The sequence below is a fragment of the Neorhizobium lilium genome, assembly GCF_004053875.1.
In the GTDB taxonomy this organism is placed as follows: Bacteria; Pseudomonadota; Alphaproteobacteria; order Rhizobiales; family Rhizobiaceae; genus Neorhizobium; species Neorhizobium lilii.
The window spans coordinates 135,366-160,085 of the sequence record NZ_SBIP01000001.1 but is presented as its reverse complement, the minus strand read 5'-3'; the positions used below and the strand labels follow the sequence as shown (position 1 = coordinate 160,085).

The following is a 24,720-nucleotide window of genomic DNA, read 5'->3' as shown; positions in this document are numbered from 1 at the left end:
TCACCCCGTAGTTGCGGAATTTCGGCGAAGCCATGGGGCGAGGCTCAGCAGCGTCTTGAAGACAAGCCGGACCTCCACCAATAAAGGATGGTTGGCCAGCATGAGGCCGGGAAACCAGCCTGCAGCCGCCAGAACAAGTGTCGCGGCAAGCTGAGGCAGATTGGTGTCTGCGTTCCCGTGATTGGCAACCAGCATTGCGAGCGGGCCTGCCATGGAGCAGGAGGTGACCAGCATGCTGGGCGCAATGGCGCCCCAGAGTTCTGCAAAGGTAAATCTGAGATGACGCCTGGCGAAGTAGAGGGAAATGATCATCTGCGCAGGCATGGCGACGAACTGGCTGAGCGCCATGGCCAAGATGCCGTGAAGGCTTGCGGTGCAGAGAAGAGCGGCAGCGATGCTGCGGCAGATAAAGCTGGACAGGAAGGCATCCCGGTTCTGCCCCAAAGCCAATAGCAATGGGTTGATGCCGATAACGGCGAACCAGAACACGGCCGCTCCGGCAAGAAGCCGCACGATCAGGATTGCTTCGTGCCATTGGGGTCCGAGAACAAGATTGACGATCGGCTCCGCCGTCAGCGCGATGAGGAGTACGCCCGGCCAATATATGCCGGATAGATAGCTCAGCGTATCGAGATAGGCCTGCTTTATGTCACGGCCGTCTCGGACGCCTGCCGCCAGGGCCGGAAATGCCATCGCATAGAAAGCCGACATGATGAGCCGGTCGGGAATGGAGCAGATTGTGTTGGCGCGATTATAGAGACCGACAGAGGACATCGAGATGATCTTGCCGAGGATCAGTTGCGGAACGGTCTCATAGATCCGGTCGATGGCCTGGGAAGCCCCTTTGAAGCGTCCGAAGGCCACTACATTCCGCCATCCTGCCACGCTGATCCTGCACATGGACGAGATAGGGTAGGGTGCGGCGTAAGCCGTCATGCAGGCAAGCACCATGGCATTGGCAAGCGTACCCCAGGCATAGCTGACAAACCCGAAACCCAGAAAGCCCAGCGTGATGGTGACGACGGCATAGACGATCAGGGCAACAGTGCGCATGTTGGCGAGCGCGCCGAAGGACATGTTTCGCCTGAGCACGGCGATGACCGGAAGCGATATGGTTTCAGCGACAGCAGACAGCAGAAACAGCAAGAGGAACAACACCAGTTCCGGTGAGCCGTACAGCCGTGAGATTTCTCCGGAGACTGCAAACACCGCCAGCCCCACGAAAATGGTAATGCCGGAGAGCAGGGTAAAAGAGGTGCTGAGATCCTGTCGATCGATGTCTTTCTTCTGGATCAGGAATTCCGGCGTCACGAATTCCCGCAACGACAGCGCAATAGCGCCGATGCCGATGCCAGTCACGGCGTGCCCGACTTCGTCGGGCGTTAGGATGCGTGCCATGGTAGCGATGACGCTGACATTGATGACCATAGCCAGATACTGCTCGATCGACGACATGATGAAGGCGCGGCGCGGCGTGCTCATTCTGTACTTTTCCTGTTCAAGCTTGGTTCCCTTCCCTTGCCTCGTCGACTGGGGCCCGACGCGTGCAAGAGTTCCGCGAAGGCTTTAAGGAGAGATCGACGGTGTTCATGTCGGGCTGCTTGACAGCAGGGATCGTTTCAACAGTTCCTGTTGTTCGCCAAGCTCAGCCTTCAAACGTCCGTTAGTGAAGTCGATCTGTTCCTTTACGAGCTCGCGGTCGGCAAGCGCGCTCTTCAGGAGGTCGATCAGGTCGTCCACCTGGAAGGTCTCAATGTGGCGACAGAATTTGTCCTGTCGGAAGTCCTTCATCAGGTCGTCATTCTTATGAGCGTAAGCGAGAGATATGGTTGGCCGACCAAGCTTCAGGGCACAGACGAGATTGTGGTAACGCGACACGACCGCCGCATCGACTGTCGACATCTGATCCATGATGTCGTGAAGTGAGCGGGCGGAACCGATCTCCAGCAGCGCGCCATCCTCGCTTGCTATCGTCGGGGCAAGCATTGCAACCAGATCGTCGCAGGCTTTGCGGTCCGTTACGTCACCCATAAGCAAGCTGACATGGTAGCCCTGATCGAGAAGCCAGGCCACGAATCTGGACATTTTGGTGATGTATTCCTGATAGATAGCCTCCGAACGTGGGTGCTCGCTCTGCCAGCCGCGGTAGTGCATGATGCCGACGCCAATCCTTAGCGGATTGTCAGGATGGGCTTTAGTACCCGGTGCAGGAACGGGAAGATCGAAAGCAATGTCTGGGTAACGACGATCGCCGGATACGTCCAAGCCGATCGTTTTCATGTAACGCAACGAGTAATCGTCGCGATAGGAACGGTAGGAGGCCATCTTCGCTGCCGAGCGCAGAAACCACCGGCTCAAGCGGTTTGTTATCGGTCCTGCACCAATGCTGATGAAGGCGATTTTGGTCTGGCGCAAACGCGCAACCAGGCACCAGCAAAATATAACAAAGGGCCATCCGAATGCCCTTTCCTGAAAATCGTCCAGAATGCCCGTGCCCGGAATGATCATTATATCCCCCATCTGGAAATGGGCGAGTGCTCCATAGAGCAGGGCAAGCCGGCGCGGCAGTCTTGCAAGCATCCGGTCCAGGGCGTTGATCCAGGAATTACTCAGCGCCGGTCCTCCGACGCTGATAGATGGAATATTATACTGGCTACGAACAACCGTCGGATTGGAGCATATGCACAACAGCTCGGCGTCGGGCCTAAGCCGGCGCAAGCAGATAAGCATAGCCTCCAGTGATCCGTCGTTGCCGGAATTTCCAGAGCCGAATTGTCCGAGCAGGCTGATCTTCATCTTGGCTCCGTCACCGTACGAGTGCGACCGGTCGTAATCGGGCAATTCGCGCTGACGAGATCTATCGGTTTCGCCCGCGCCTCAAAATCTCGCTGTCCGGCTCTGCAGATACCTCAAAGGAACTGAGGAGCCGGGTTCTACCGACTAACGGGCGATGCAGCCTCGCCTACGATCCGACTACCTCGCAGCTTAGGGGTTTCTACTATCTCCTTCGCTGGCTCAGAGGTGCGGTGTCGATCATCGTGCCACAGGATCAGCTCGATTGGTCCGAAGGGGAACCCCAATGAAACTTGCCTATTTTGTTCTGCCCCATACGGGAGGCACCTATTCGGTATTCAAGCATCTTCACACTGGGCTTGCCGCACATGGCATTGACCTGCGATGGCTCGGCGGGTGTCCCGATGGCTATGAATTGCCGTATGAGATGCGGGAGGAGCAGTTCTTCGGTACGCTGGTTCCCATGCCGGAGGCGCTAAGCGAAAGCGGCCGCGCCAGGAAAATGGCGGCCGCTATCCGCAACGGAGGGTTTGACGGCGTGATCGTCAATGTTCTCGGCGACCGGCTGCAGACGAACATCGTGCGCTATCTGCCGGAGGATATCCTGCGGATCATGGTCGTCCACAATATCTCGCCCGGCACTTATGCAGCAGCGAGATCGATCCGCGATTACGCCCATGCCACCATCTGCGTATCGGAAAGGTGCCGTGCCGATCTTGTCGAACGCTATGGCTTCCAAAGCGACCGCACCTACGCGATCCCCAATGCTGTCGATACTGCAGCCTTCAGCGAGACCGCTCGGGGCACGATAAACCGGGACGGGGAACTAAAGCTTCTTTTTGCCGGGCGTATCGAAGATTCTTCCAAGGGGGTCTTGTGGCTCAGGGAGATCATGGACGGCTTGCCGGAGACAGTTGGTCTGACCGTGGTGGGAGACGGTCCCGACATGGGCAAGCTCAAGCGCCGGCTTGCCGGGCACGCCAGCCGCGTAAATTATACAGGTGCTGTTCCGCTTTCCGAGATACCGGCAGTTATGGCAGAACATGATGTGTTGATCATGCCGTCCCGTTTCGAGGGGTTGGGCATGACCTTGATCGAAGCGATGGCCGGCGGCTGTGTCCCCGTTGTTTCTCAAATCAGGGGAGTGACTGACATGGTCGTCGACGACGGAAAGAACGGCTTCCTGTTCCCAGTCGGAAATTACAGCGCGGCCGCCAAAGCCATTTCACGTCTTCATGCGGATCGTGATCTTCTGGAGCGTATGTCAAAATCGGCACGCGAGGCAATTCCCAAGCGGTACAGCATCGAGAAGATCGCTAACAGCTACCAGGCGATCATAAGCTCTGCAATGGCAGGACGACCGAAACTGCCGCCCGTTCTTGATTTGGAAAACTGGTCAATTCCGGGCGGATTGCGGCCTGGTCTACGAACCTATGTGCCCTTGCCGCTCAAGAACTGGCTGCGGGTCGTCCGTGAGCGATTGTGATTCAAATATCGCTACTCCCCTGTCGGCAGGACAAGTGCCTGACGGCGGAAGCATCCCCAATGGGAGCCCTGCCAAAACGGCTTGATAGAGGCTTCTGCGGGCTTCGAACCACTGCGCTGTCAAGCTGACGCACTTACGCCTTTCGATATGGAAATCGTCCACCCGGCCGGTTTCCTTACTCTCCTACCCGCATGCACCGCCCTATGGCGGAGAGGACTGCTCCATTTGCTCGGATACCCCCTGTGACAGAGGTTTTCTAGGGTATTTCCAGGCAGATTCGGCTTTTTAGCGGTCGCTCCCGCTCTCATCCTTGAGGGATTTTACCATGCTTCCGTTGTTCATCACCACAACTGCCACATTCATATTGGGCGTTTCGATGCTCATGGTTCTTCGGCGTCTCACGACTGTCTTCCATCTGGTGGATCGGCCCGATTCAGTGCGAAAGCAGCATAAGGGCGCCGTACCCCTCTGTGGTGGGATCGCCATATTTTCCGCTTTTGCCATAGCGACCTTCGCTGTCAGACGGCCGGACGAGTTGGGCCTGAATTTCTGGCTGGGGTTGCTCGTCATCTTGCTGATGGGCGTAGTCGATGACCGCCGGCCGCTTCCAGCCTTCGGGCGCCTGATCATGCAGATAACCATGGCCATTGCTCTCGTCGGCGGCGCAGACATCGGTTCCTTGTCCGTCGGCGTGCTGTTTTCCGGCGAGTCCCAATTCTTTCTGCCACTTTTCTTTTTCATCGGCGTCTTGTTCGTGGCCGGCCTCGTGAATTCCTGGAACATGATCGACGGGGTCGATGGCCTCGCCGGCGGGGTCGCCAGTGTCACCCTGATCTGGTTGATTGTCGTGGCCGGCCTTGCGCAGATGCCGGAGCTTATCCTGTCGCTTCAGACACTGCTAGTATGCCTCTGTGCCTTCCTGGTGTTCAATATGCGGAGCCCTTGGCGCAGCAGAGCAAGTATTTTTCTCGGAGATGCCGGGAGTACCGCGCTTGGTGCGACCATCGCCTACGTCATCCTCCTGCTCGCCACGCAGAGCGTCGAGGTGTCGTTTCCCGCACTGGTCTGGATTGTGATCCTTCCCGTGGCCGATACATTGAGCCTGATCGTCCGCCGGCTGCTGGCGCGCCGCAGCCCGATGTCCGCCGATCGCTGGCATCTCCATCACCTTCTGCTGGATCAAGGTCTCACTCCGGCGGCGACGACCGGCACTTTGATGGTGGTTTCGGCGGTCTGTGGCGCGATAGGCTATGCCGGGATCCGCGCCAATATCCCGGGCGAGGTCATGGCGATCGGTCTGCTTGTGCCGATCGCTCTCCACACGATGTTTGTCATGGCTATCAGTGGCAACCTGTCAAAGGTCTGGCTTCACCGGAAGCGCTTGAGCCTGTCTGGCGCCTCGGCGACCTCATTCGATCTCATGGGCAATGTCTCATTCTCCACCAGGGCGGCAGAGCCGGTCGCCAAGGATGTGACAAGCCCATGAACAAGATCCAATCGGGGCTGCGTTCGTCCATTGGTACGGATGTGCGGATAAGGGAGCACCTAACCTCCTTGAAAATGCACAACTCTCTCCGGCGGCCGATGAGGATTTCCATCTGCCTCGCGACGATCTTGCTTGTCGGGTTATGGGTTTATGCAATTGCCCTGGTGCTCGCAGACACGCTATTGACGCAACGGGACGTAGTGCGGAAAGCGGATGTCATCGTCGTTCTAGGCGGCGACGGGCCGCCGCGGGCGGCCGAGGCGGCGTCCCTGTGGCGGGAAGGGAGAGCTCCATCTCTGCTCGTGAGCGGTTATGGCGATTGCGGCTCGATCCGCCAGACAATGATCGAAGAGGGTGTCACGCCGGCGGCAATCCGGACGGAATGTTTATCCTCCAATACCTGGGAGAACGCATCTTTCTCGCAGCCAATACTGGCCGCCATGGGTGTGCAATGCGCTATCCTCGTCACCAGCTGGTATCACTCCAAGCGCGCCATGAAGCGGTTTCGTTCGGTCATGCCTGGAGTCAGATGGATCTCTGTGCCAGCGGAGCGGACACGATCCTATTGGAAGCTCGCTTTCGAGTTCGACGGCATTCAGATTTTCAAGGAATACGCCAAGACGCTTGTCTACGACCTAAGATCGCTGATGTCTGAATTGGCTGTACCGATCACGGCAGTCGCGCAAGCGGCGGCCGCAGAAGCAAGGTGTGCGCCGTGAGCAGCTTCCTGGTCTTTGCCCTGTTCGGCAGCGTTCTGTTTCTTCTCATCTGGGGCATGATGCGACGTGGCCGGATATTTGAGTTCCCGTTTCTGACAGGTGTCATCGCTTTCAGCTTTATCCTCCCGCAGATTCCGGGTCTCGCTGCAGATACATTCCTTCCCGAAGGCGCGTTCGCCAGAACAGCCATCTTCATGATGATGTGCCTGTTCATGTGCTGGTGGGGGTGGAGAGCGAACGCGAAGCCGTTGCAATCCTTCCGCCTGGATTTCGACGAGGGGCGATTGCTGATCGTGGCAGCACTTCTGTCGTTCGCCGGCGCCTATTTCTATTTCAAGCTCAGCCGCTTACCCGGAGAACTTACCATTGCAGTGCAGATGACGGGTGTGCCGGTCATCTACATCTTCTTCTCCCGCCTCCTGAGCTACGGTTTGGCCATAGCCGTACTCTGCCTCGCCCGGCGTTTTTCCTGGTGGGCAGTCATCATCCTGGCGTTCGATCTGGTCTTTTACCTGGACCGTATCGTCATTACGGGCAAGCGAGCGGAAGCCGTGGAACTGGTGATGGTGTTTGCCTTGGCCTGGTGGTTCTACAAGGGATGGGCCGTTCCGCGCGCGCTCATCATTGTCAGCATTTTTCTAGGCACGCTGTCGATGAACAGCATGGGCGATTATCGCGCTATAACCAAAGCAAACGATGCGCCCGTATGGGACGACGTTATGCAAATCGACTTCGTCGGAAACCTCGAAAAAATATTGCGGGACGGCGGTGACGAAATGCGCAACGCCGTTTTGCGTATCAACAATACCGCGGCGACGCTGCAGTTCGATTACGGTAAATTCCACTGGAACCGGCTCGTCTTCAATTTCATACCGGCTCAGCTTCTCGGCACGGACGTCAAGCAGTCGCTTATGCTGCCGGTGCCGGCCATGGCGCGCGATTACAACCCAATCGTCGGGACGACCGAGACGGGAATGACGGATGCCTTCGAGTCGTTCTGGTATTTCGGAGCATTGAAGTTCTTCCTCCTTTCCTATTTCGTTCGCCGGATCTGGGTAACTGCGAACCAGGGCGAGTTCGCCGCGCAATTCGTTTATGTTCTGTCGATCATCCCTTCCATGCACGCCGTTTCCCATCAGACCGACTGGGTTTTGATGGTTTGGGTGCACATGCTCATGTTCGCAGCGCCAGTTCTGGCGTTCGCAATCGTTCCTGCCGGCGGCCGCAGCCGTGATGGGAGTGGATCTGCCATGGTTGCGGCCGGTGGATAAGATATGCTGTCCAGATACGACGACCCAACCTTTCAACACACAACGACGCCGCTGCCCCGCTTTGGCGGGCCGACCTTTGCATTGCGCTTTCGCTTGAAGCGTCTGGCCTGGATGTTCACCTGGAAACTGCTGGCGTCCTGGACGCCTCCGCCCTTGCGACGCTGGCGCAATTTCCTTCTTCGTGCTTTCGGGGCGCGTCTCGACGCAACGGCGAGCGTCCACGCCAAGGCCGTTATCTGGTGGCCTGAGCATCTCGTCATGGACCGCTTCTCGTCCATGGGGCCGGGCGTGATCTGCTATAACGTGGATCGGATCACGATCGGCGAGTTCGCGTCCGTGTCGCAACGGGCGCATCTCTGTACAGGTTCTCACGATATTCAGGACAGCGCGTTCCCACTCGTGGCAAAGCCTATCGTCATCGCAGCAAATGCGTGGATCGCTGCGGAAGCTTTCGTCGGGCCGGGTGTAGTGGTGGGAGAGGGCGCGGTGCTTGGAGCACGAGGTGTTACCGCGAAGTCCCTGGAGTCGTGGACTGTCTATGTCGGAAACCCGGCAAGGGCGGTCGGCCGTCGAAGGCTTGAGGCTGGCGCCTCTTATGCGCTCAAGCGGTAACCTCGAAGGGTCGCATCCGCGATCGCCGGCCAGGTGAAATTGTCGAGAACCAGTCTGCGGCCGTTCTCGCCCATGGATCGGGCGCGCAAGGCATCGCTCAGAACGAGGCCTAAGGCCTTGGCCACCTCCACCGGATCGACGGGAACGATGATGCCGGCATTGGCCGTCGCGACTTCGGGGAAATGACATTGATCGGTTATGACCACCGGCGTCCCGCAGGCCAGCGCCTCGGTTATGGCCATGCTGAACCCCTCCTGACGGCTTGGAAGGCAGAAGCAATCCGCATCGACCATGGCTTCGATCTTCTCGCTGCCATAGATGGCGCCGATCATGTGCACGCGGTGATGGATGTCGAACTTCTCGACCAGGGACATCAGGTCGTCTTCCGCACCGCCATCCGGGCCGGCGATGACAAGATCGACGTCGGGATACATGTCGCATATCGCCGCAAAGGCCATTGCCAGGATATCCGTACCCTTCTTGATGTGCAGCCGGGAGAGAAAGAGGATGTAACGCCTGTCCGGCGAGAGGGCCAATCTCTGCTTGAAAAGTCCCCGCTCTGGAAGCGGGTGGAATTCCTCCACAAAGACCCCGTTCGGAATAACCAGTTTTGGGGAACTGAAATTGAGCGGCTTGATGGCGGCCACTTCGTCGATATTGAGAACATGAAGGAAGGCTGCATCGTTCAACATTCGCCTGTAGCACAAGCGCAGCGCGAGCCTCTTCTTCCGGGACTTCTGCGCCAGGCTCCAGTGGTCGAGCATTCCCGCTGGGCAGACGCAGTAAGGGATCTTGCCGTTCTTGGCGATTTTGGACGCGTACAATAGGAACGGCTCCCACACACCGTGGATATGAACAAAGGATGCCTGCTTCAGCACCTGACGCAACAGCCGGCGGCCGCGGGAGCAGAAAATGCTCTCCAACCGGTCGGGCTCCGGCAGCAGGTGCAGATGAACCTCCGAAAAATGCGGTATGTTCTTGGCGATCTCCCGGACCTGCGCTTCGACCGCCAGACTGCCATAGCTGACGATGTGGACGTCGAGACCAAGGGCAGCCTGCGCGGCAGCGATCCGCATGGCCACAGCCTGCAATCCGCCGTTTCGCGGATCGATCGATGAAATAACGTGAACGACTTTCATCGCACGGCCTGCCGGTCGAGCAGTTTTGCGGTTTCGTATCCAGAATCGTGCGCGATGGGCGTTGTCTGAGGCAGGGCTGCCAGAAGTCTTTTTCCATAGGCTTCCACGGTATAGTCGGCAGCGCGAGCCGAAGCGTTCGCCGACATCAACATGCGCAATCCGTCATTGGCGGCGAGTTGCTCGACCGCAAATGCGATGGCGGAGGCGTCGCAGACGGGGACGATGAAGCCTTCCACCCCTGCTCGAACCACGGTTCCTGTATTTTCCGTGGTGATGACCGGCAAACCGGCGGCAAGTGCCTCATAAACCGCGGTTGCAGAGCCTTCGCAAATCGAAGGCAGGAGGAAGACGTCGGCCCACAGGAATTCATCGGCCATCTGGGCCCGGGGTATGGCACCCCTGATCTCGACCCATTGCGATATCTGCTGCGCTATTTCTTGCGGAATTCGTGGTCGCCCAACCATTCTGAACCGGGCAGCGGCGCCGACGAGCCTTGCCGCCTCGGCGACGTAGGGAGAGCCTTTCCGCAGCCCCACCTCGCCGACAGTCAGCACTCTTAAAGGCCCCGGCAGGCGCGACCGGCGATCCGTCTTGAAGCGTGGGTTGACACCGTAGGGCACGAGAACGCAGCGGTCCGCTGCGCCGCCCTGCTCGATGACGTGTCTGCGAACGAATTCGGAGGGGCAGAGGATGACATCAGCCAAGGCCCATTCCGATGTTTCGCGGCTAGCGAATGTCCTGGCATAGGGATTGTCATAGGCGGCTCCCGCCCATGCCGGAAAGCGCTGTCTTTCCTGCTCTAGAAGCATTTCCACAACGTTTCGCGGGGCTATCATCTGCTCGACGGCCGTCCAGAGCCCGCGTCGCTTGGCTGCCCGCATTTGCTCCAGCCCGTCGCCGCTGAAGGTGTAGAGCCCGGCTGCACCGTGGAATCCGCTGCGCGCGACCATCTCGGAAAAGGCCGCACCGGCCCAAACCGCATGAGACGTTTCCTTGACGGGATCGTTTGCCTGCATATGACGAAGCACGGAGCGCAGTCCGAAGTTGGAAAAGACCGTCGTGAGTTCGGGCGGCACGCCCACCGGGCGGCGTCCCGCCAGACGCCTGACAGGAGCCGGGCAGACAGTTTTCGGTAGAGAGCCGACAATCCGGGGCCAGCCTTTCGTTGCGCAGATATCGGTATAGAAATGGGCCAGCCTTCCGGCCGACGCGAGTATTTGCGGAACTGCATAGTGCATGCGGGCGCCGAGTTGGCTGACGACGACAGATCTGTTCATGGTAGAGCACCTTGGGCGAGGGTAGGTATGAGGCGCTCTGCTTCCTGCATCCGCGCAATCAAGGCGCACCAGGCATCGGCTGCGTGCTCTCGGGAATACTCGTCCGTCATCAGCCGTCTGGCGGCCTGTCCTGTTGCTGCGGTGGCGTCCGGGTGCTGCTGCATGTCCTCGATCAGGGCGGCGAGCTGTTGCGCGCCGCCGATCGGTACGGCACGCCCGCAACCCTTGGCTGCCAGTACACGCGGCACTTCCCCATCGAGGTCGCCGATGAAGATGGTCGGCCGGCCGGCGGCGAGAATGCCATAGAATTTGCTTGGAATGATGCAATGCTCGAGTTCCGGCAGGAGCGAGACGAGATGTACGTCGGCAACGCTCAGGCTCGATGCCAGGTCCGATGCGGGCTGCAACGGCTTGAAAATCAGGTTGTCGAGATCGAGGTTCCGGGCGGCTTCGACTACGGCAGAATGCTGATGACCGCCGCCGATAAGAAGAAATCGGATATCGGAACGATGGCGAAGACGTTGCGCCGCCTCAATGATGGTGTTGAAATCATGCGCTCGTCCGAAATTGCCGGAATATCCGACGACGAAAGCGTCACGCAGACCCCACTTGACCCTCAGGGCGTTTTCGCTCGCAGCAACCGGATAGATCTCCTCCCCATCGGACCAGTGGTGCATCACGGTCACACGATCGGGAGAGACGCCCTCCCGAATCAAGTATTCAGCCATCTTCTCGGTCGGGCAGACAGTGATCCCGGGCGCCCCAAGCGACCAGTTTCGGGCCTTGACGACCCATCGTCCCAGCCATCGGGCATGCTTGAAGAAGCCAAGCTCGATCGCGGTTTCCGGAAATAGGTCCATGATCCAGTTCGTCATCACTGCTCCCTTGATGCGAAGCGCGATGCTGGTCGAGACGGATAGAAGCGGCGGATCGGTGCAGACCACGACCATGTCGCCGACTGAGACGTTGCGCATCAACCAGAAGAAGGCAAGGATGTGGAACAGAGCATAGTCTACGCTCCGTCCCAACAGGCTATGCCGTCCGAACTTTCCGCTGGCCAATCGTCTGATCTTGACGCCGTTGACCATTTCCTCGGGGGCGAGTTGCACGCCTGACTTGTTATGAATGTCCCGGCTTGCGAGCGCCCACACGTCCAGCCCGCGCTCGGCCAGCGAAAAGACGAGCGACGATAAAACCCTGCTTGTCGCCGATTGATCGGGGTGGAAGTAGCGATTGACGAAGACGATCTTCATGTTGCGGTTACTCGCGAGCCGGTAGGGCCTTGGATCGGAGTGTCAGCGAGGCATGAAACGTCCTCAAGCTGGCTCTATGGATTAGGAGTGTGCACCCGGGCTTAGAAGACCGCCGGATAGATCGGTAGTCGCCGTACCTCCTATTCGATTGTTCCTCCAATAGGAGAAGCTTCATTGCGACTGTCCCCTGACCGACCGCCAAGAGAGGTGGCCACCGTGCCTATGCGGGCAAAAGCCGAAAATTCTACCGTTGGGCGCGCGAGGGATCTGCAAGGCTTGCCGGCTCCGGCTCGACAAGGCCGGCGGCCGCCAGAATGGATTCCACAAGTCTCGCCGTCGCTGCGGCATTTCCCGTCTTTCTCCAGGCGAGCGAAAGCTGCATGTCATAGGCTGACGGCAGTCGGAGGGCGCTCAGCGAAGGCTCCATGCCAATCGTTGCCCATTCCGGCAACACCGCCAAGTGTCCATGCTCCAGAACGAGATTGGCAATAACCGGAATGGAATCGATCTCGGTAAAAGCGAGAACCGCACGTTCCTCTGCGGTTAGCACATCTTCCACATAGAGCGAGAATTTCTGGCGCAAGCCGCTCTTGAGGCTGGGCAGCGCTATGGGTGCGGCAATGAGAATATCCTGCGGACGCGCATCCAGTTGCGCCACCAGGCCCCGCGCGCCGACGAGGCAGAGGCCCGATCGCGACAGGACCCTGTGCTCGATATCCGGGGGCAGGTCCAGCGTATCGAGAAGAACGACATCATAGAGCCTGCTGCTGAGACCGGACAGCAGCTCTTCGGCATTGCTGCTAGAGATATAGAGCGGGCTCCGCGGCTGCTGCTTCGGCCACTGGGCGGCGAGCTGCGCCAGTATGCGGGCAACGAGGCTTTCTCGGCCGAGAGGTGCGACGGAGCCGAGATTGGTGCGCATGGTGAGACGCCGGAACCGCTCACCGGCCGGCTCGGACAATCGCAGCCAAAGCTTTTCTATTTCCTGGCTCACCTTCAGAAACTGCTCTCCAGCCGGGGTGGGTGTTGCACCCGCTGCCGCCCTTTGCAGAAGCCGGATACCCATATCCGCTTCAAGCGTCTTCATCTGGCGCGTCAACTGCGGCTGTCCCATGCCGATTTCGAGCGCAGCGCTGCGAATACTGCCCGTACGAGCAACGACGATAAAGCGAGAGAGCGCCAGCAGGGAAATCGACAGGCGTGCCGCCTCCTGCTCGCCAGCCGATGGATCGGCGCTTTGTTGGAGCGCCGCAAGTCGGAGGACGAGGTCGGCGATGCGGGATAGCTCGCGTGCAATCCGGCGCCCTTCGAGCGTAGGCAGGATGCGGTTGCCAGCCGTCGTGACGAGCGGAACGGCCAGATGCGCCTGCAGCTTGCCCAAAGCGGACGAAACGCTGGCGGCTGGCCGCTTCAGACGGCGCGCTGTTTCCCGGATGCTGCCGAGCGAGAGCGCGCGATGGGCAATAAGCAGGCTTGAAAGGTTCATGGCAATGCGACACCCACGGTTAGGCCTTTAGGCAGGACGTGCGACGGGATAGTTTGTTCACGATATGAGATATCCCACCGCTTCGCAAACCGGCCTATCGTGCCTGAGGTTCGCAAGGCAGCCACGGAAAAGAGGGAACGAGCGTGTCCGATTTCGATCTCGTGCTGAAGGGAACCCTGGTGCTGCCAGACCGGATCGTGCCGCAAGGCTTCGTCGCGGTACGCGATGGTCTCGTCGCGGCCCTGGGGCAGGGCGCTATGCCGAGCGCGAGGGAGCGGCACGATCTCGGCGCGGCACTCATCTTCCCCGGCGTCATCGACGCGCAGGTGCATTCGCTGTCGCAGAAGAACCAGGAAGATTTCATCTGGTCGACACGGACGGCCGCCGCCGGCGGCGTCACGACGATTGTCGACATGCCCTATGATGAGGGCGACCTCGTCTGCTCCGCGGAGGCGGTCGTCCGCAAGGTCGCGCATGCGAGCGAGCAGGCGCGCGTTGATTTCGCGCTTTACGGCACGGTCAATCCCGAAGAAGGCGCGCACCGCATTGCAGAGCAGGTGGGGGCCGGTGTTTCCGCCTTCAAGTTTTCCACCTTCGGAACCGATCCGAAGCGGTTCCCGCGGATTTTCGCGCCTCTGATGGCCGAGTGCTTTGCCGCAATTGCCCCGACAGGGCTCGCCGCCGGCGTCCACAACGAGAACGACGAATATGTGCGCTGGGCCATGGACCAGGTGAAGGCGTCGGGCATCACCGACTATCGCGCGCATGAAATGTCGCGTCCGGCGCTCACAGAACTTCTGGCGATGACGGAGATTTACGAGATTGGCGCGGCCACCGGCTGCCCGGCCCATGTGGTGCATTGCTCGCTCGGCCGCGGCTACGAAATTGCGGCCGGCTATCGCGCGCAGGGCCACAAGGCGACCGTGGAATGCCTCATCCACTATCTGACACTGGATAGCGAAACGGACGCCAAGCGGCTCGGCGGGCGGTCCAAATGCAATCCGCCGATCCGGCCACGGGCTGAGGTGGAGAAGCTCTGGCGGCATCTGGCGGCGGGCAATGTTACGCTTCTATCCACCGACCATGTCAGCTGGTCCCTCGACCGCAAGACCAACCCGGACATGCTTGCCAACGCGTCCGGGCTGCCGGGGCTTGAGGCGATCCTGCCGCTGTTCGTCAAGGGCGCACTGGAACGTGGTGTGTCGCTCAGCTGGGGCGCCAAATTGATGGCGCTCAATCCAGCCCGGCATTTCCGCATCGATCATGTCAAGGGAGCACTGGAGGTCGGCAAGCATGCCGATATCGCCGTATTGACGCCGGAAGAGCATGTCTTCGACGCTTTGAAGACCGGCAATAACGTCGTCGGCTGGTCGCCCTATGATGGCATGACACTGCCCTACAAGGTGGCTGCCACCTATCTGCGCGGCAAGCTTGCCTATGACGGGACGACGGTTCTGGCGGAGCCGGGCAATGGGCGCTTCGTGCGTCCGCCGATCAGCCTTCCTTTTCCCGCCCTGCCGCTGCATGGAGCTGCCGCATGAGCCGCAACCTCACTGTGCGGGCGGATCGTATCGCATCAGACATTGATGCACTGGCCGCAATTACCGAGCCGGACCGCCCCTGGACGAGGCGAGCCTTCACGCCGATGTTCCTGAAGGGGCGCGCCTATGTGGAAAAGATTTTTCGTGAGGCCGGTCTGGAGACGCATATCGACGCGGCAGGAAATTTGATCGGCCGCCGCAAGGGCCGGTCGGGCACGGGCACGATCATGCTGGGCTCCCATACGGATACGGTGCCGAATGGCGGTCGCTTCGACGGCATTGCCGGGGTGATCGCAGCACTTGAAGTGGCGCGGGCACTTGCCGATGCCGGTATAGAGCTGGAGCACGACCTGGAGATCGTCGATTTCCTGGCCGAGGAAGTGTCAATCTTCGGCGTTTCCTGCATCGGGAGCCGCGGCATGACTGGAGTACGCCCGGACGAATGGCTGGATCGGCAGGCGGATACCGAGGCAGGCAGGATCGATCTTGCCGAGGGCATCCGCTCCGTCGGCGGCGATCCGTCCAGCCAGGTCGCCCGCACCGATATCAAGGCCTTCCTCGAATTGCATATTGAGCAGGGCACCATTCTCGAAAAGGGGAAGATCGATATCGGCATTGTCGGCGCGATATCCGGGATCACCCGTGTCGAAATCCTGGTCGAGGGCCGGGCGGATCATGCCGGCACCACGCCGATGGGGTCGCGATACGATGCGCTGGCCGCCGCCTCATGCCTCGTCCTCGGCATCGAGCGGATCGCGACCGAGCTTTCGCACGGGGCCAGCTATTTCGCGGCGACCGTCGGCGAGTTCTCGATGGAGCCAAATGCCGCCAATGTCGTGCCGTCGCATGTGCGCATGCTGATCGACGCGCGTTGCGTCGATCCTAAGGTGATGGACGATTTCGTGATTGCAGTTTCGACGCTGACGAAACAGACGGCAGCAAAGCGATCGGTGACGATTTCCGAGCCGCGCCGGGTTTCCAACAATCCACCGACGCCGATGTCTGGCAAAGTGACGGAGATTCTGGCTGCGAGCGCTGCCCGCATCGGCGCAACGAGCCGGCCGATGGTGTCTGGTGCCGGTCATGATGCCGCCTTCGTTGCCAAGGTGGCGCCGGCGGCGATGATCTTCATCGCCAGCAAGGACGGCCGCAGCCATGCGGCCGAGGAATGGTCGGAAAACGACGACATCACGCTGGGCGCTGCAGTGCTTTACGAGGCGGTGCTGGAACTCGATAAAACCTAGGGAGCAGGCAGATGGGGCGCATTCTGAACGAAAAGGATGTGGAGGCAGCCGTACGCGGCGGCTCCGTTTACGCGGCCGGCGGCGGCGGCTGGGCCGATCATGGCCGGATGCTGGGCTATGCGGCGGTCAGCATCGGCAGACCCGAGCTCATCACCATTGATGAGCTCGAAGACGAGGAATGGGTGGCGACGGCAGCCGCCATCGGCGCCCCTGCCTCGACCACGCCCTGGGAGATGCAGGGCGTGGATTACGTCAAGGCGGTCCAGCTTTTGGAAGATGCGCTGGGCGAGCAGGTCTCGGCCCTGATGATCGGCCAGAACGGAAAATCCTCGACGCTGAATGGCTGGTTGCCTTCGGCCATTCTCGGCACCAAGGTGCTGGATGCGGTGGGCGACGTGCGGGCGCATCCGACCGGCGACATGGGGTCGATCGGCATGGCCAACTCGCCCGAGCAGATGATCCAGACGGCGGTCGGCGGCAACCGCTCGGAGAACCGCTACATCGAGCTGGTGGTGCGCGGTGCGACCGCCAAGATTTCGCCCATCCTGCGCACGGCTGCCGACATGTCGGGCGGCTTCATCGCCTCCTGCCGCAATCCGCTGCGGGCATCCTATGTGCGTGGCAATGCGGCGCTCGGCGGCATCAGTCTCGCACTGACGCTGGGCGAAGCCATTATTCAGGCGGACGCCAAGGGCGGCCACGCGGTGATCGACGCCATCGTCAGGACGACGGGGGGCACCATTCTGACGGAAGCCGAGGTGACCGCCAAATCAGTCGTCTATACCAAGGAAGCCTTCGACATCGGCACGATCACACTCGGGCATGGAGACAAGGCTGTCACGCTTCATCTGATGAACGAATACATGGCGGTGGAGGATGCTGGGGGAAATCGTCTCGCAACTTTCCCGGACATCATCTCAACGCTCTCGCCGGATGGCGAACCGATGAGCGTCGGTCAGATCGAGGTCGGCATGCGCATCTTCCTGCTGCACGTGCCGAAGACGCTCATTCCGCTGTCGTCCAGCGTCAAGGACCCGTCCGTCTATCCGATCTGCGAAAAGGCGCTGGGCATCAGCATTGCGGATTACGCGCTGGCCTGAGGAGATAAAGATGCCGAAGCCAAATCCACGTCACCCGAACTTCCCGATCCCTGGCGGCCTGGAGTTGCGCGCTAAGGGCTGGCGGCAGGAAGCGCTGTTGCGGCTTCTGGAAAACGTTCTCTCGGTCGGCGAAGATCCGGAAAACCTGATCGTTTACGCAGCACTCGGCAAGGCGGCGCGCAACTGGGCCGCGCATGACGCGATCGTCCGGACGCTGAAGAGCATGGACGAAGACCAGACGCTGATCATCCAGTCGGGCAAGCCCGTGGGGCTGCTCAAGACCCATGACAAGGCGCCGCTGGTGATCATGGCGAACTGCAATATCGTCGGGCAATGGGCGAAGGCGGAATATTTCTACGAGCTTCAGGAAAAGGGGCTGATCTGCTGGGGTGGTCTGACGGCCGGCGCCTGGCAGTATATCGGCAGCCAGGGCGTCATTCAGGGCACCTACGAGATCTTCATGCGGATCGCCGAAAAGCGCTTCGGCGGATCGCTGGAAGGTCGCTTCATATTGACAGCGGGCCTTGGCGGAATGGGCGGCGCGCAGCCGCTTGCCGGCCGGATGGCTGGTGCTGCGATCCTGGTGGTGGATATCGATCCGGAGCGCGTCGCCAAGCGCAAGGCGATCGGCTTCCTCGACGCGGTGGCGCCGGATCTCGATACGGCTCTCCAGATGATCGATGCGGCCGTGAGCGAAAAACGGGCCGTCTCGATCGGCCTCGTCGGCAATGCGGCCGATATCTACCCGCAGATCGTCAAGCGCGGCACCGTGCCTGATATCGTCTCCGACCAGACCTCGGCGCACGATCTGGTCTATGGTTATGTGCCGAAGGGCATGAGCCTGGAGGAGGTTCGCCGCCTGCGTACCGAAGGGCAGGGGCAGTTGATGGCGGCCAGCCGTGCCTCGATTGCCGATCATGTCCGGGCCATGCTGACGCTGCAGGAAAAGGGCGCCGAGGTCTTCGACAACGGCAACCTGATCCGCACCCAGGCCAGGGAGGGCGGCGTCGCCAATGCCTTCGATATTCCGATCTTCACCGAAGCCTATCTGCGGCCGCTGTTTGCGAGAGCCATCGGACCATTCCGCTGGATGGCGCTATCCGGCGAAGAGAGCGACATTGCCCGGATCGACGATCTCGTGCTGGAGCTTTTTCCGGACAACCATATCGTTACCAACTGGATCAGGCTGGCCCGGGAAAACATTCCTTTCGAGGGACTGCCGGCACGCATTGCCTGGCTCGGGCATGGCGAGCGGACGCAACTGGCGCTCGGCGTCAACGAACTGGTGGCAAAGGGCGAACTAGCTGGCCCCGTCGCCTTCTCCCGCGACCATCTCGATGCCGGCGCCATGGCGCATCCCAATATCATGACCGAGAACATGAAGGACGGCTCCGATGCAATCGCCGACTGGCCGCTGATCAATGCCATGACCATGTGTTCGTCAATGGCCGATCTCGTTGTCATCCATTCCGGCGGCGGCGGGTATGCGGGATATATGACCAGCGCCGGGGTAACCATCGTCGCGGACGGAACGGCAGCGGCGGCCGAGAGGATTGCCCACGCGATCACCAACGATACCTCGCTCGGTATCATCCGTTATGCGGATGCGGGCTATGACGAGGCTATCGAGGCAGCTGAAGAGCATGGCGTGCCGCATATCAAGCTGGATGCTTCGTAAGAGGGAACCGGTGCTTGATCGCAAAGCAAGGGAGAATGCCACATGCCGTCCGCCGCTTTCCGCCAGCCGATCTGGAAGCGCAGCCCGCGATGGCAAGCGGACGTTATATCCGTGCCGCGCAAATCCGTGGACGTGCTGGTGGTCGGTGCGGGCTTCATGGGCCTGTCGACGGCGCTGCACGCGGCAAGGCGCGGATTGTCTGTGCGGGTGCTTGACGCCGGAACGGTCGGGGAGGGGGCATCCGGCCTGAACGGTGGGCAGGTGATCCCCGGCTTGAAATACGATCCGGACTGGCTGCTGCAGAAATTCGGCGAGCGGCGTGGCGAAGCGATGATCACGTTCGGCGCTTCGACGGCGGATGCTGTCTTCGATCTCATTGCCCAAGAAGGTCTGGACGTTTCGCATGTTCGCAACGGCTGGATCCAGGCGGCCCACACGAAGGCCGCACTGACCGCGATCCAAGTGCGCGACCGTGCCTGGCAGAGCCGCGGCGCCGATGTCGAAATCCTCTCGGTGGATCGTATCGCAGGGCTCACCGGTGCGCGCGGCTATCTCGGCGGTTGGCTCGACCGACGGGCGGGGATCATCGATCCCTTGAGCTTCGTCACCGAACTGGCGCGCATCGCGCAGGCCGCCGGTGTCGAAATCTCGGAGCAAGTACGCGCAAAATCCGCGCGGCGCGCAGACGGTATCTGGTCGGTAGAAACCGACAGAGGCGAGGCCGTGAACGCGCGCTTCACCGTGCTGGCGACCAATGCCTATTCGGACGGGTTGCTGCCCGGCCTGGCGCGAACGTTGGTGCCGCTGCATTCGTTTCAGATCGCCACCGCGCCGCTGCCCGCATCACTTCAGGAGGCCATACTGCCGCAGCAGCAGGCAGTCTCGGATTCGCGCCGCATCCTCGTCTATTACCGCAAGACAGCAGACGGGCGGCTGGTGCTCGGTGGCCGCGGCCGGATGGCCTTGCCGAGGAGCAAAGAGGACTGGCGACATCTGCAGCGGGCGATGGCGCGGCTCTATCCGCAACTGGACGGGATAGCCATCGATCGACGCTGGTTCGGCCGCGTCGCCATGACGCCCGATCATCTGCCGCATATTCACGAGCCCGAACCGGGTCTGATGACTGTCGTCGGTTGCCAGGGACGCGGCGTCGGCATGATGACGGCGATGGGGCAACGGCTCGCCGACTACATCGCCAGCGGCAACCGCGACGTCCTGCCTTTTCCCGTCACCGCGCTCGTGCCAATTCCTTTCCACCAGTTTCGCCAGGTCGGCATCGCTGCAACAATCGCCTGGTATCGGATGCTCGACGCCTTCGAGCGCTGAAGCGCCGATCTATCTTCCGCTTTCCTTGATCGCTTCCATGGCAACCGAGGTGGATGTGCTGGCCACGTTCGGCAAGGCCGAAATTTTCTCGCCCAGCACTTCCCGGTATTTGCGGATATCCGATGTGCGGATCTTCAGGAGGTAATCGAAGCGCCCGGCGATCATGTGGCACTCCTCGACCTCCTTGATCTTGCGCACCGCCGTGTTGAAGGCGTTCAGCGCCTTTTCCTTGGTATCGGAGAGTTTCACCTCGGCAAAAGCGACGTGATCCAGCCCGAGCTTCTTGGTGCTGAGGATGGCCGTGAAGCCTTCGATATAACCATCGCTGATCAGGCGTTGCAGCCGAAGCGCGCAGGGGGTCTTGGAGAGCCCGACCCTGGCGGAAATCTCGGTCACGGATATGCGGGCATTATCCACGAGCAGATCGAGGATCTTTCTGTCGATATGGTCGATTTCACCATCCGCTGAGCCAGTGTCTGCCATTTCTCTCGCTCCAAGCCATTATAATAGTGAAATATAAATCACAGCGGATATTTTTAGTGAGAATGCCTAGCCGTGCAAGGATATTATGGCGCGATATTAAGCTATCGGTGGATCTCATGGACACTCTCTCTCAGCCCGGCCCGTCTTCCGTCTTCGCAGACTTCGCTCCACCCATCCGCGATCAGTCGCCTCTGCGCCAGGCGATCACCGCTGCATACCGGCAGCCGGAGCCGGAATGTCTGACTCAACTGCTCGGCGGTGCAACGCTTCCCGCCGACATGGCGGCAGGAGCGCGGGAAACTGCGCGCAAGCTGATCCTGGCCCTGCGGGCCAAGCATAAGGGTTCCGGCGTCGAAGGCCTGGTGCAGGAATATTCGCTGTCGAGCCAGGAAGGCGTCGCGCTGATGTGCCTGGCGGAGGCTCTGCTGCGCATTCCCGATACGGCTACCCGCGATGCGCTGATCCGCGACAAGATCGCCGACGGCAACTGGAAGTCGCATGTCGGCGAAGGTCGCTCTTTGTTCGTCAACGCGGCTACCTGGGGCTTGGTGGTGACGGGTAAGTTGACCTCGACTGTCAATGACCGCAGCCTGACCGCGGCCTTGACCCGTCTTATTGCACGCTGCGGCGAGCCGGTCATCCGCCGCGGTGTGGACATGGCAATGCGGATGATGGGCGAGCAGTTCGTCACCGGCGAAACGATCGATGAGGCGTTGCGCCGCTCGCGCGAACTGGAGGCCCGTGGCTTCCGCTATTCCTACGACATGCTGGGCGAAGCAGCGACGACTGCGGCCGATGCCGACCGCTATTTCCGCGACTACGAGACCGCTATCCATGCGATCGGCAAGGCTTCTGCCGGCCGTGGCATCTACGAAGGGCCGGGCATTTCGATCAAGCTTTCGGCGCTGCATCCGCGCTACAGCCGTTCACAGGCCGAGCGGGTGATGCGGGAGCTTCTGCCGCGCGTAAAAGCGCTCGCCGCGATCGCCAAGTCCTACGATATCGGTCTCAACATAGATGCCGAGGAAGCCGATCGGCTGGAACTCTCGCTCGACCTTCTGGAGGATCTCTGCATTGATCCGGATCTTGGCGGCTGGGACGGCATCGGCTTCGTGGTGCAGGCCTATGGCAAGCGCTGCCCCTTCGTGCTGGACTACATTATCGATCTCGCCCGCCGCTCCAACCGGCGTATCATGGTGCGCCTCGTCAAGGGTGCCTATTGGGATGCCGAGATCAAACGCGCCCAGCTTGACGGCCAGGCGGATTTTCCGGTCTTCACCCGCAAGGTCCACACCGACGTCTCCTACATCGCCTGCGCGCGCAAACTGCTGGCGGCAACCGATGTGGTTTTCCCGCAATTTGCCACCCACAACGCCCAGACGTTGTCGGCGATCTACCATCTTGCCGGACCGGAGTTCAAAGTCGGCAAGTACGAGTTCCAGTGCCTGCACGGCATGGGCGAGCCGCTTTATGACGAGGTGGTCGGGCACGGCAAGCTCGACCGGCCCTGCCGCATCTACGCGCCGGTTGGCACACACGAGACGCTGCTCGCATATCTGGTGCGACGGCTTCTGGAAAACGGCGCCAACTCCTCCTTCGTCCATCGCATTGCCGATCCCAACGTTTCGGTCGATGAGCTCATCGCTGATCCGGTCACGGTGGTGAAGTCGATGGCGGTGCCCGGCGCCAAGCATGAGCAGATCGCCCTGCCGGCTGATCTCTATGGTAAAGGCCGCACGAATTCGCTCGGTCTCGACCTGTCGAACGAGACGCTGCTGGCAGAGATCTCGCAGGCGCTGCGGATCGAGGCGGGTATCCTGCGTACGGCGCAGCCGCTACTGGCGGATGGAACGGGCAATGGTGAAACACGGCCAGTGCTCAATCCCGCCGACCATGGGGATATCGTCGGGCAGGTGACCGAAACCTCGGTCGAGGATGCGGCCAGGGCGGTACGGCTTGCGATTGCGGCGCAGGCGCAATGGGCGGCGACGCCATCTGCGGAGCGGGCTGCCTACCTGGAACGCGCGGCAGCCCTCATGGAAGACCGCATGCAGATGCTGCTCGGCCTTGCCATGCGCGAAGCCGGGAAATCGCTCTCGAACGCGATCGCCGAAGTGCGCGAGGCGGTGGATTTTCTCCGTTATTACGCGGAGCAGGCGCGCCGCACGCTGGGTGTGGGCCACAAGCCGCTTGGCCCGGTCGTCTGCATCAGCCCGTGGAACTTCCCACTGGCGATCTTCACGGGCCAAATCGCGGCAGCGCTGGTGGCAGGCAATCCCGTTCTGGCCAAGCCTGCCGAGGAAACGCCGCTGATCGCTGCCCAGGCCGTGGCAATTCTCCATGAAGCTGGTGTGCCGGCGGGCGCGCTTCAGTTCTTGCCTGGGGACGGCCGTGTGGGCGCCGCCTTGGTTGCCGCTCCCGAAACGGCGGGCGTCATGTTTACCGGCTCCACGGACGTGGCGCGTCTGATCCAGAAGGAGCTTTCCGGGCGGCTCTCCGTCTCCGGCAAGCCGATCCCGCTAATTGCGGAAACCGGCGGCCAGAACGCCATGATCGTCGATTCCTCGGCACTCGCCGAACAGGTGGTGGGCGATGTGATCGCCTCCGCCTTCGATAGTGCGGGGCAGCGTTGCTCCGCCTTGCGGGTGCTCTGCCTGCAGGAGGATATCGCTGAGCGGACGCTCTCCATGCTGAAGGGCGCGCTGGCGGAATTGCAGATCGGTCGCACGGATAGCCTCGCGGTGGATATCGGCCCGGTCATCACGGCGGAAGCTCGGGAGAACATCAACAGCCATATCGGCAAGATGCGCGCGCTGGGGCGCAAGGTCGAGCAGGTTTCGCTTCCGGCCGAAGCATCTGCCGGCACTTTCGTGGCGCCGACGATCGTGGAGCTGAACTCGCTGAAGGATCTGGAGCGGGAAGTCTTCGGCCCGGTCCTGCATGTCATCCGCTACAAGCGCGAGGGACTGGACCGGCTGATCGACGACATCAACGCCACCGGATACGGCCTCACTTTCGGACTGCACACCCGCCTGGATGAGACGGTGGCGCATGTGACGAACCGCGTCCGGGCCGGCAATATCTATGTCAACCGCAATGTTATCGGTGCGGTGGTGGGGGTGCAACCGTTCGGTGGTCGTGGTCTGTCCGGTACGGGGCCGAAAGCAGGCGGTCCGCTCTATATCGGGCGGCTGGTGCAGACGCCGCCGGTGCCGCCGCAGCACAGTTCCGTCTATCTGCATCCCGCTGCCGTCGATTTCTCGACCTGGCTGCGCGAGCGCGGCGAACCGGATGCGGCCGAGCGTGTGCGGGAATTCGGCAGCAGCTCGGCACTCGGGCTCAATCTCGAACTGCAGGGGCCGGTCGGAGAGAAGAACCTCTACGCCCTCCACCCGCGCGGGCGCATCCTGCTGGTGCCGCAGACGAAAGAGGGACTGATCGCTCAGCTCGGAGCGGTGCTGTCTACCGGCAACAGCGCCGTCATCGATAGTGCATCGGGGTTGCGTGAGAAATTTGCCGGCCTGCCGGCAACCGTCGTGAATCAGATAAGCTGGACCGACGATTGGGCGGAAACTGCACCCTATTCAGGTGCTCTTCTGGAAGGGGAGGGTGACACGCTGCTATCCGTCATGCAGCGGATTGCCTCGCTGCCGGGACCGCTTGTCCTGACCCAGGCGGCTTCAAGTGCCGCGCTGCGAGATGATCCTGGCGCCTACTGCCTAGCCTGGCTGCTGGAGGAGGTCTCGACCTCGATCAACACGGCGGCGGCGGGCGGCAATGCCAGCCTGATGGCAATCGGCTGATCTCCCCTGAATAAGCGGTCTTG

General features: G+C 60.8%; 18 protein-coding genes. 11 read left to right on the top strand and 7 right to left on the bottom strand.

Going from position 1 to position 24,720, the window contains the following annotated elements:
• Both EPK99_RS00730 and EPK99_RS00725 read right to left on the bottom strand, forming a co-directional pair.
• Positions 1 to 1,482: an oligosaccharide flippase family protein gene (locus EPK99_RS00730; RefSeq protein ID WP_128440727.1), complete on the bottom strand. Its 1,482-nt coding sequence runs from the start codon at positions 1,480 to 1,482 to the stop codon at positions 1 to 3.
• Positions 1,483 to 1,587: 105 nt separating this feature from the next.
• Positions 1,588 to 2,796: a polysaccharide pyruvyl transferase family protein gene (locus EPK99_RS00725; protein WP_128440726.1), complete on the bottom strand. Its 1,209-nt coding sequence runs from the start codon at positions 2,794 to 2,796 to the stop codon at positions 1,588 to 1,590.
• A 283-nt stretch (positions 2,797 to 3,079) separates the two neighbouring features.
• On the opposite strand from EPK99_RS00725, the gene EPK99_RS00720 reads away from it, so the two are divergent.
• The 5 genes from EPK99_RS00720 (at position 3,080) to EPK99_RS00700 (ending at position 8,367) form a co-directional block, all read left to right on the top strand.
• Complete coding sequence (locus EPK99_RS00720) at positions 3,080 to 4,279, top strand: glycosyltransferase family 4 protein (protein ID WP_128440725.1); 1,200 nt, start codon at positions 3,080 to 3,082, stop codon at positions 4,277 to 4,279.
• Positions 4,280 to 4,604: 325 nt separating this feature from the next.
• Entirely contained in the window at positions 4,605 to 5,765 is a 1,161-nt protein-coding gene (locus tag EPK99_RS00715) for an MraY family glycosyltransferase (protein WP_128440724.1), read from the top strand.
• Complete coding sequence (locus EPK99_RS00710; RefSeq protein WP_128440723.1) at positions 5,762 to 6,484, top strand: YdcF family protein; 723 nt, start codon at positions 5,762 to 5,764, stop codon at positions 6,482 to 6,484. Before EPK99_RS00715 ends, EPK99_RS00710 begins: the two co-directional genes overlap by 4 nt.
• Entirely contained in the window at positions 6,481 to 7,755 is a 1,275-nt protein-coding gene (locus EPK99_RS00705; RefSeq protein ID WP_164901657.1) for a hypothetical protein, read from the top strand. The genes EPK99_RS00710 and EPK99_RS00705 overlap by 4 nt, the downstream gene beginning before the upstream one ends.
• Before the next feature lie 3 nt (positions 7,756 to 7,758).
• The gene (locus EPK99_RS00700) at positions 7,759 to 8,367 is read left to right on the top strand and encodes an LbetaH domain-containing protein (RefSeq protein WP_128440722.1); all 609 of its coding nucleotides are present in this window, start codon (positions 7,759 to 7,761) and stop codon (positions 8,365 to 8,367) included.
• Here the strand turns inward: EPK99_RS00700 and EPK99_RS00695 are convergent.
• The 4 genes from EPK99_RS00695 to EPK99_RS00680 form a co-directional block, all read right to left on the bottom strand.
• Positions 8,349 to 9,443, bottom strand: coding sequence for a glycosyltransferase (locus tag EPK99_RS00695; protein ID WP_245455574.1), 1,095 nt, complete (start codon positions 9,441 to 9,443; stop codon positions 8,349 to 8,351). The two genes, EPK99_RS00700 and EPK99_RS00695, sit on opposite strands and share 19 nt — an antisense overlap.
• A 59-nt stretch (positions 9,444 to 9,502) precedes the next feature.
• Positions 9,503 to 10,783 carry a glycosyltransferase family 4 protein gene (locus tag EPK99_RS00690; RefSeq protein ID WP_128440720.1) on the bottom strand — a complete coding sequence of 427 codons (1,281 nt, stop codon included), beginning with the start codon at positions 10,781 to 10,783 and terminating at the stop codon, positions 9,503 to 9,505.
• The gene (locus EPK99_RS00685; protein ID WP_245455572.1) at positions 10,780 to 12,036 is read right to left on the bottom strand and encodes a glycosyltransferase family 4 protein; all 1,257 of its coding nucleotides are present in this window, start codon (positions 12,034 to 12,036) and stop codon (positions 10,780 to 10,782) included. Before EPK99_RS00685 ends, EPK99_RS00690 begins: the two co-directional genes overlap by 4 nt.
• Before the next feature lie 244 nt (positions 12,037 to 12,280).
• The gene (locus tag EPK99_RS00680) at positions 12,281 to 13,522 is read right to left on the bottom strand and encodes a LysR family transcriptional regulator (protein WP_128440719.1); all 1,242 of its coding nucleotides are present in this window, start codon (positions 13,520 to 13,522) and stop codon (positions 12,281 to 12,283) included.
• A 143-nt stretch (positions 13,523 to 13,665) separates the two neighbouring features.
• Between EPK99_RS00680 and EPK99_RS00675 the strand changes: the two genes are divergently transcribed.
• The 5 genes from EPK99_RS00675 to EPK99_RS00655 are packed head-to-tail and all read left to right on the top strand — an operon-like array spanning position 13,666 to position 20,411.
• Entirely contained in the window at positions 13,666 to 15,063 is a 1,398-nt protein-coding gene (locus EPK99_RS00675) for a dihydroorotase (protein ID WP_128440718.1), read from the top strand.
• On the top strand, positions 15,060 to 16,307 hold the full coding sequence (locus tag EPK99_RS00670) for a Zn-dependent hydrolase (RefSeq protein WP_128440717.1): 1,248 nt from the start codon (positions 15,060 to 15,062) through the stop codon (positions 16,305 to 16,307). The genes EPK99_RS00675 and EPK99_RS00670 overlap by 4 nt, the downstream gene beginning before the upstream one ends.
• 11 nt (positions 16,308 to 16,318) lie before the next feature.
• The gene (locus tag EPK99_RS00665; protein ID WP_128440716.1) at positions 16,319 to 17,407 is read left to right on the top strand and encodes a thiohydantoin desulfurase; all 1,089 of its coding nucleotides are present in this window, start codon (positions 16,319 to 16,321) and stop codon (positions 17,405 to 17,407) included.
• 10 nt (positions 17,408 to 17,417) lie between these two features.
• The gene (locus EPK99_RS00660; RefSeq protein WP_128440715.1) at positions 17,418 to 19,085 is read left to right on the top strand and encodes a thiourocanate hydratase; all 1,668 of its coding nucleotides are present in this window, start codon (positions 17,418 to 17,420) and stop codon (positions 19,083 to 19,085) included.
• A gap of 42 nt (positions 19,086 to 19,127) precedes the next feature.
• Positions 19,128 to 20,411: an NAD(P)/FAD-dependent oxidoreductase gene (locus EPK99_RS00655; RefSeq protein WP_128440714.1), complete on the top strand. Its 1,284-nt coding sequence runs from the start codon at positions 19,128 to 19,130 to the stop codon at positions 20,409 to 20,411.
• Between the two features lie 9 nt (positions 20,412 to 20,420).
• On the opposite strand, the gene EPK99_RS00650 is transcribed toward EPK99_RS00655, so the two are convergent.
• A complete protein-coding gene (locus tag EPK99_RS00650; RefSeq protein ID WP_128440713.1) occupies positions 20,421 to 20,894 on the bottom strand; it encodes an Lrp/AsnC family transcriptional regulator in 474 nt (157 codons plus the stop codon).
• A 116-nt stretch (positions 20,895 to 21,010) separates the two neighbouring features.
• Here EPK99_RS00650 and putA point away from each other — a divergent pair, with 116 nt between their 5' ends.
• Entirely contained in the window at positions 21,011 to 24,697 is a 3,687-nt protein-coding gene (gene putA / locus EPK99_RS00645; protein ID WP_128440712.1) for a trifunctional transcriptional regulator/proline dehydrogenase/L-glutamate gamma-semialdehyde dehydrogenase, read from the top strand.
• Positions 24,698 to 24,720: the final 23 nt, after the last annotated feature.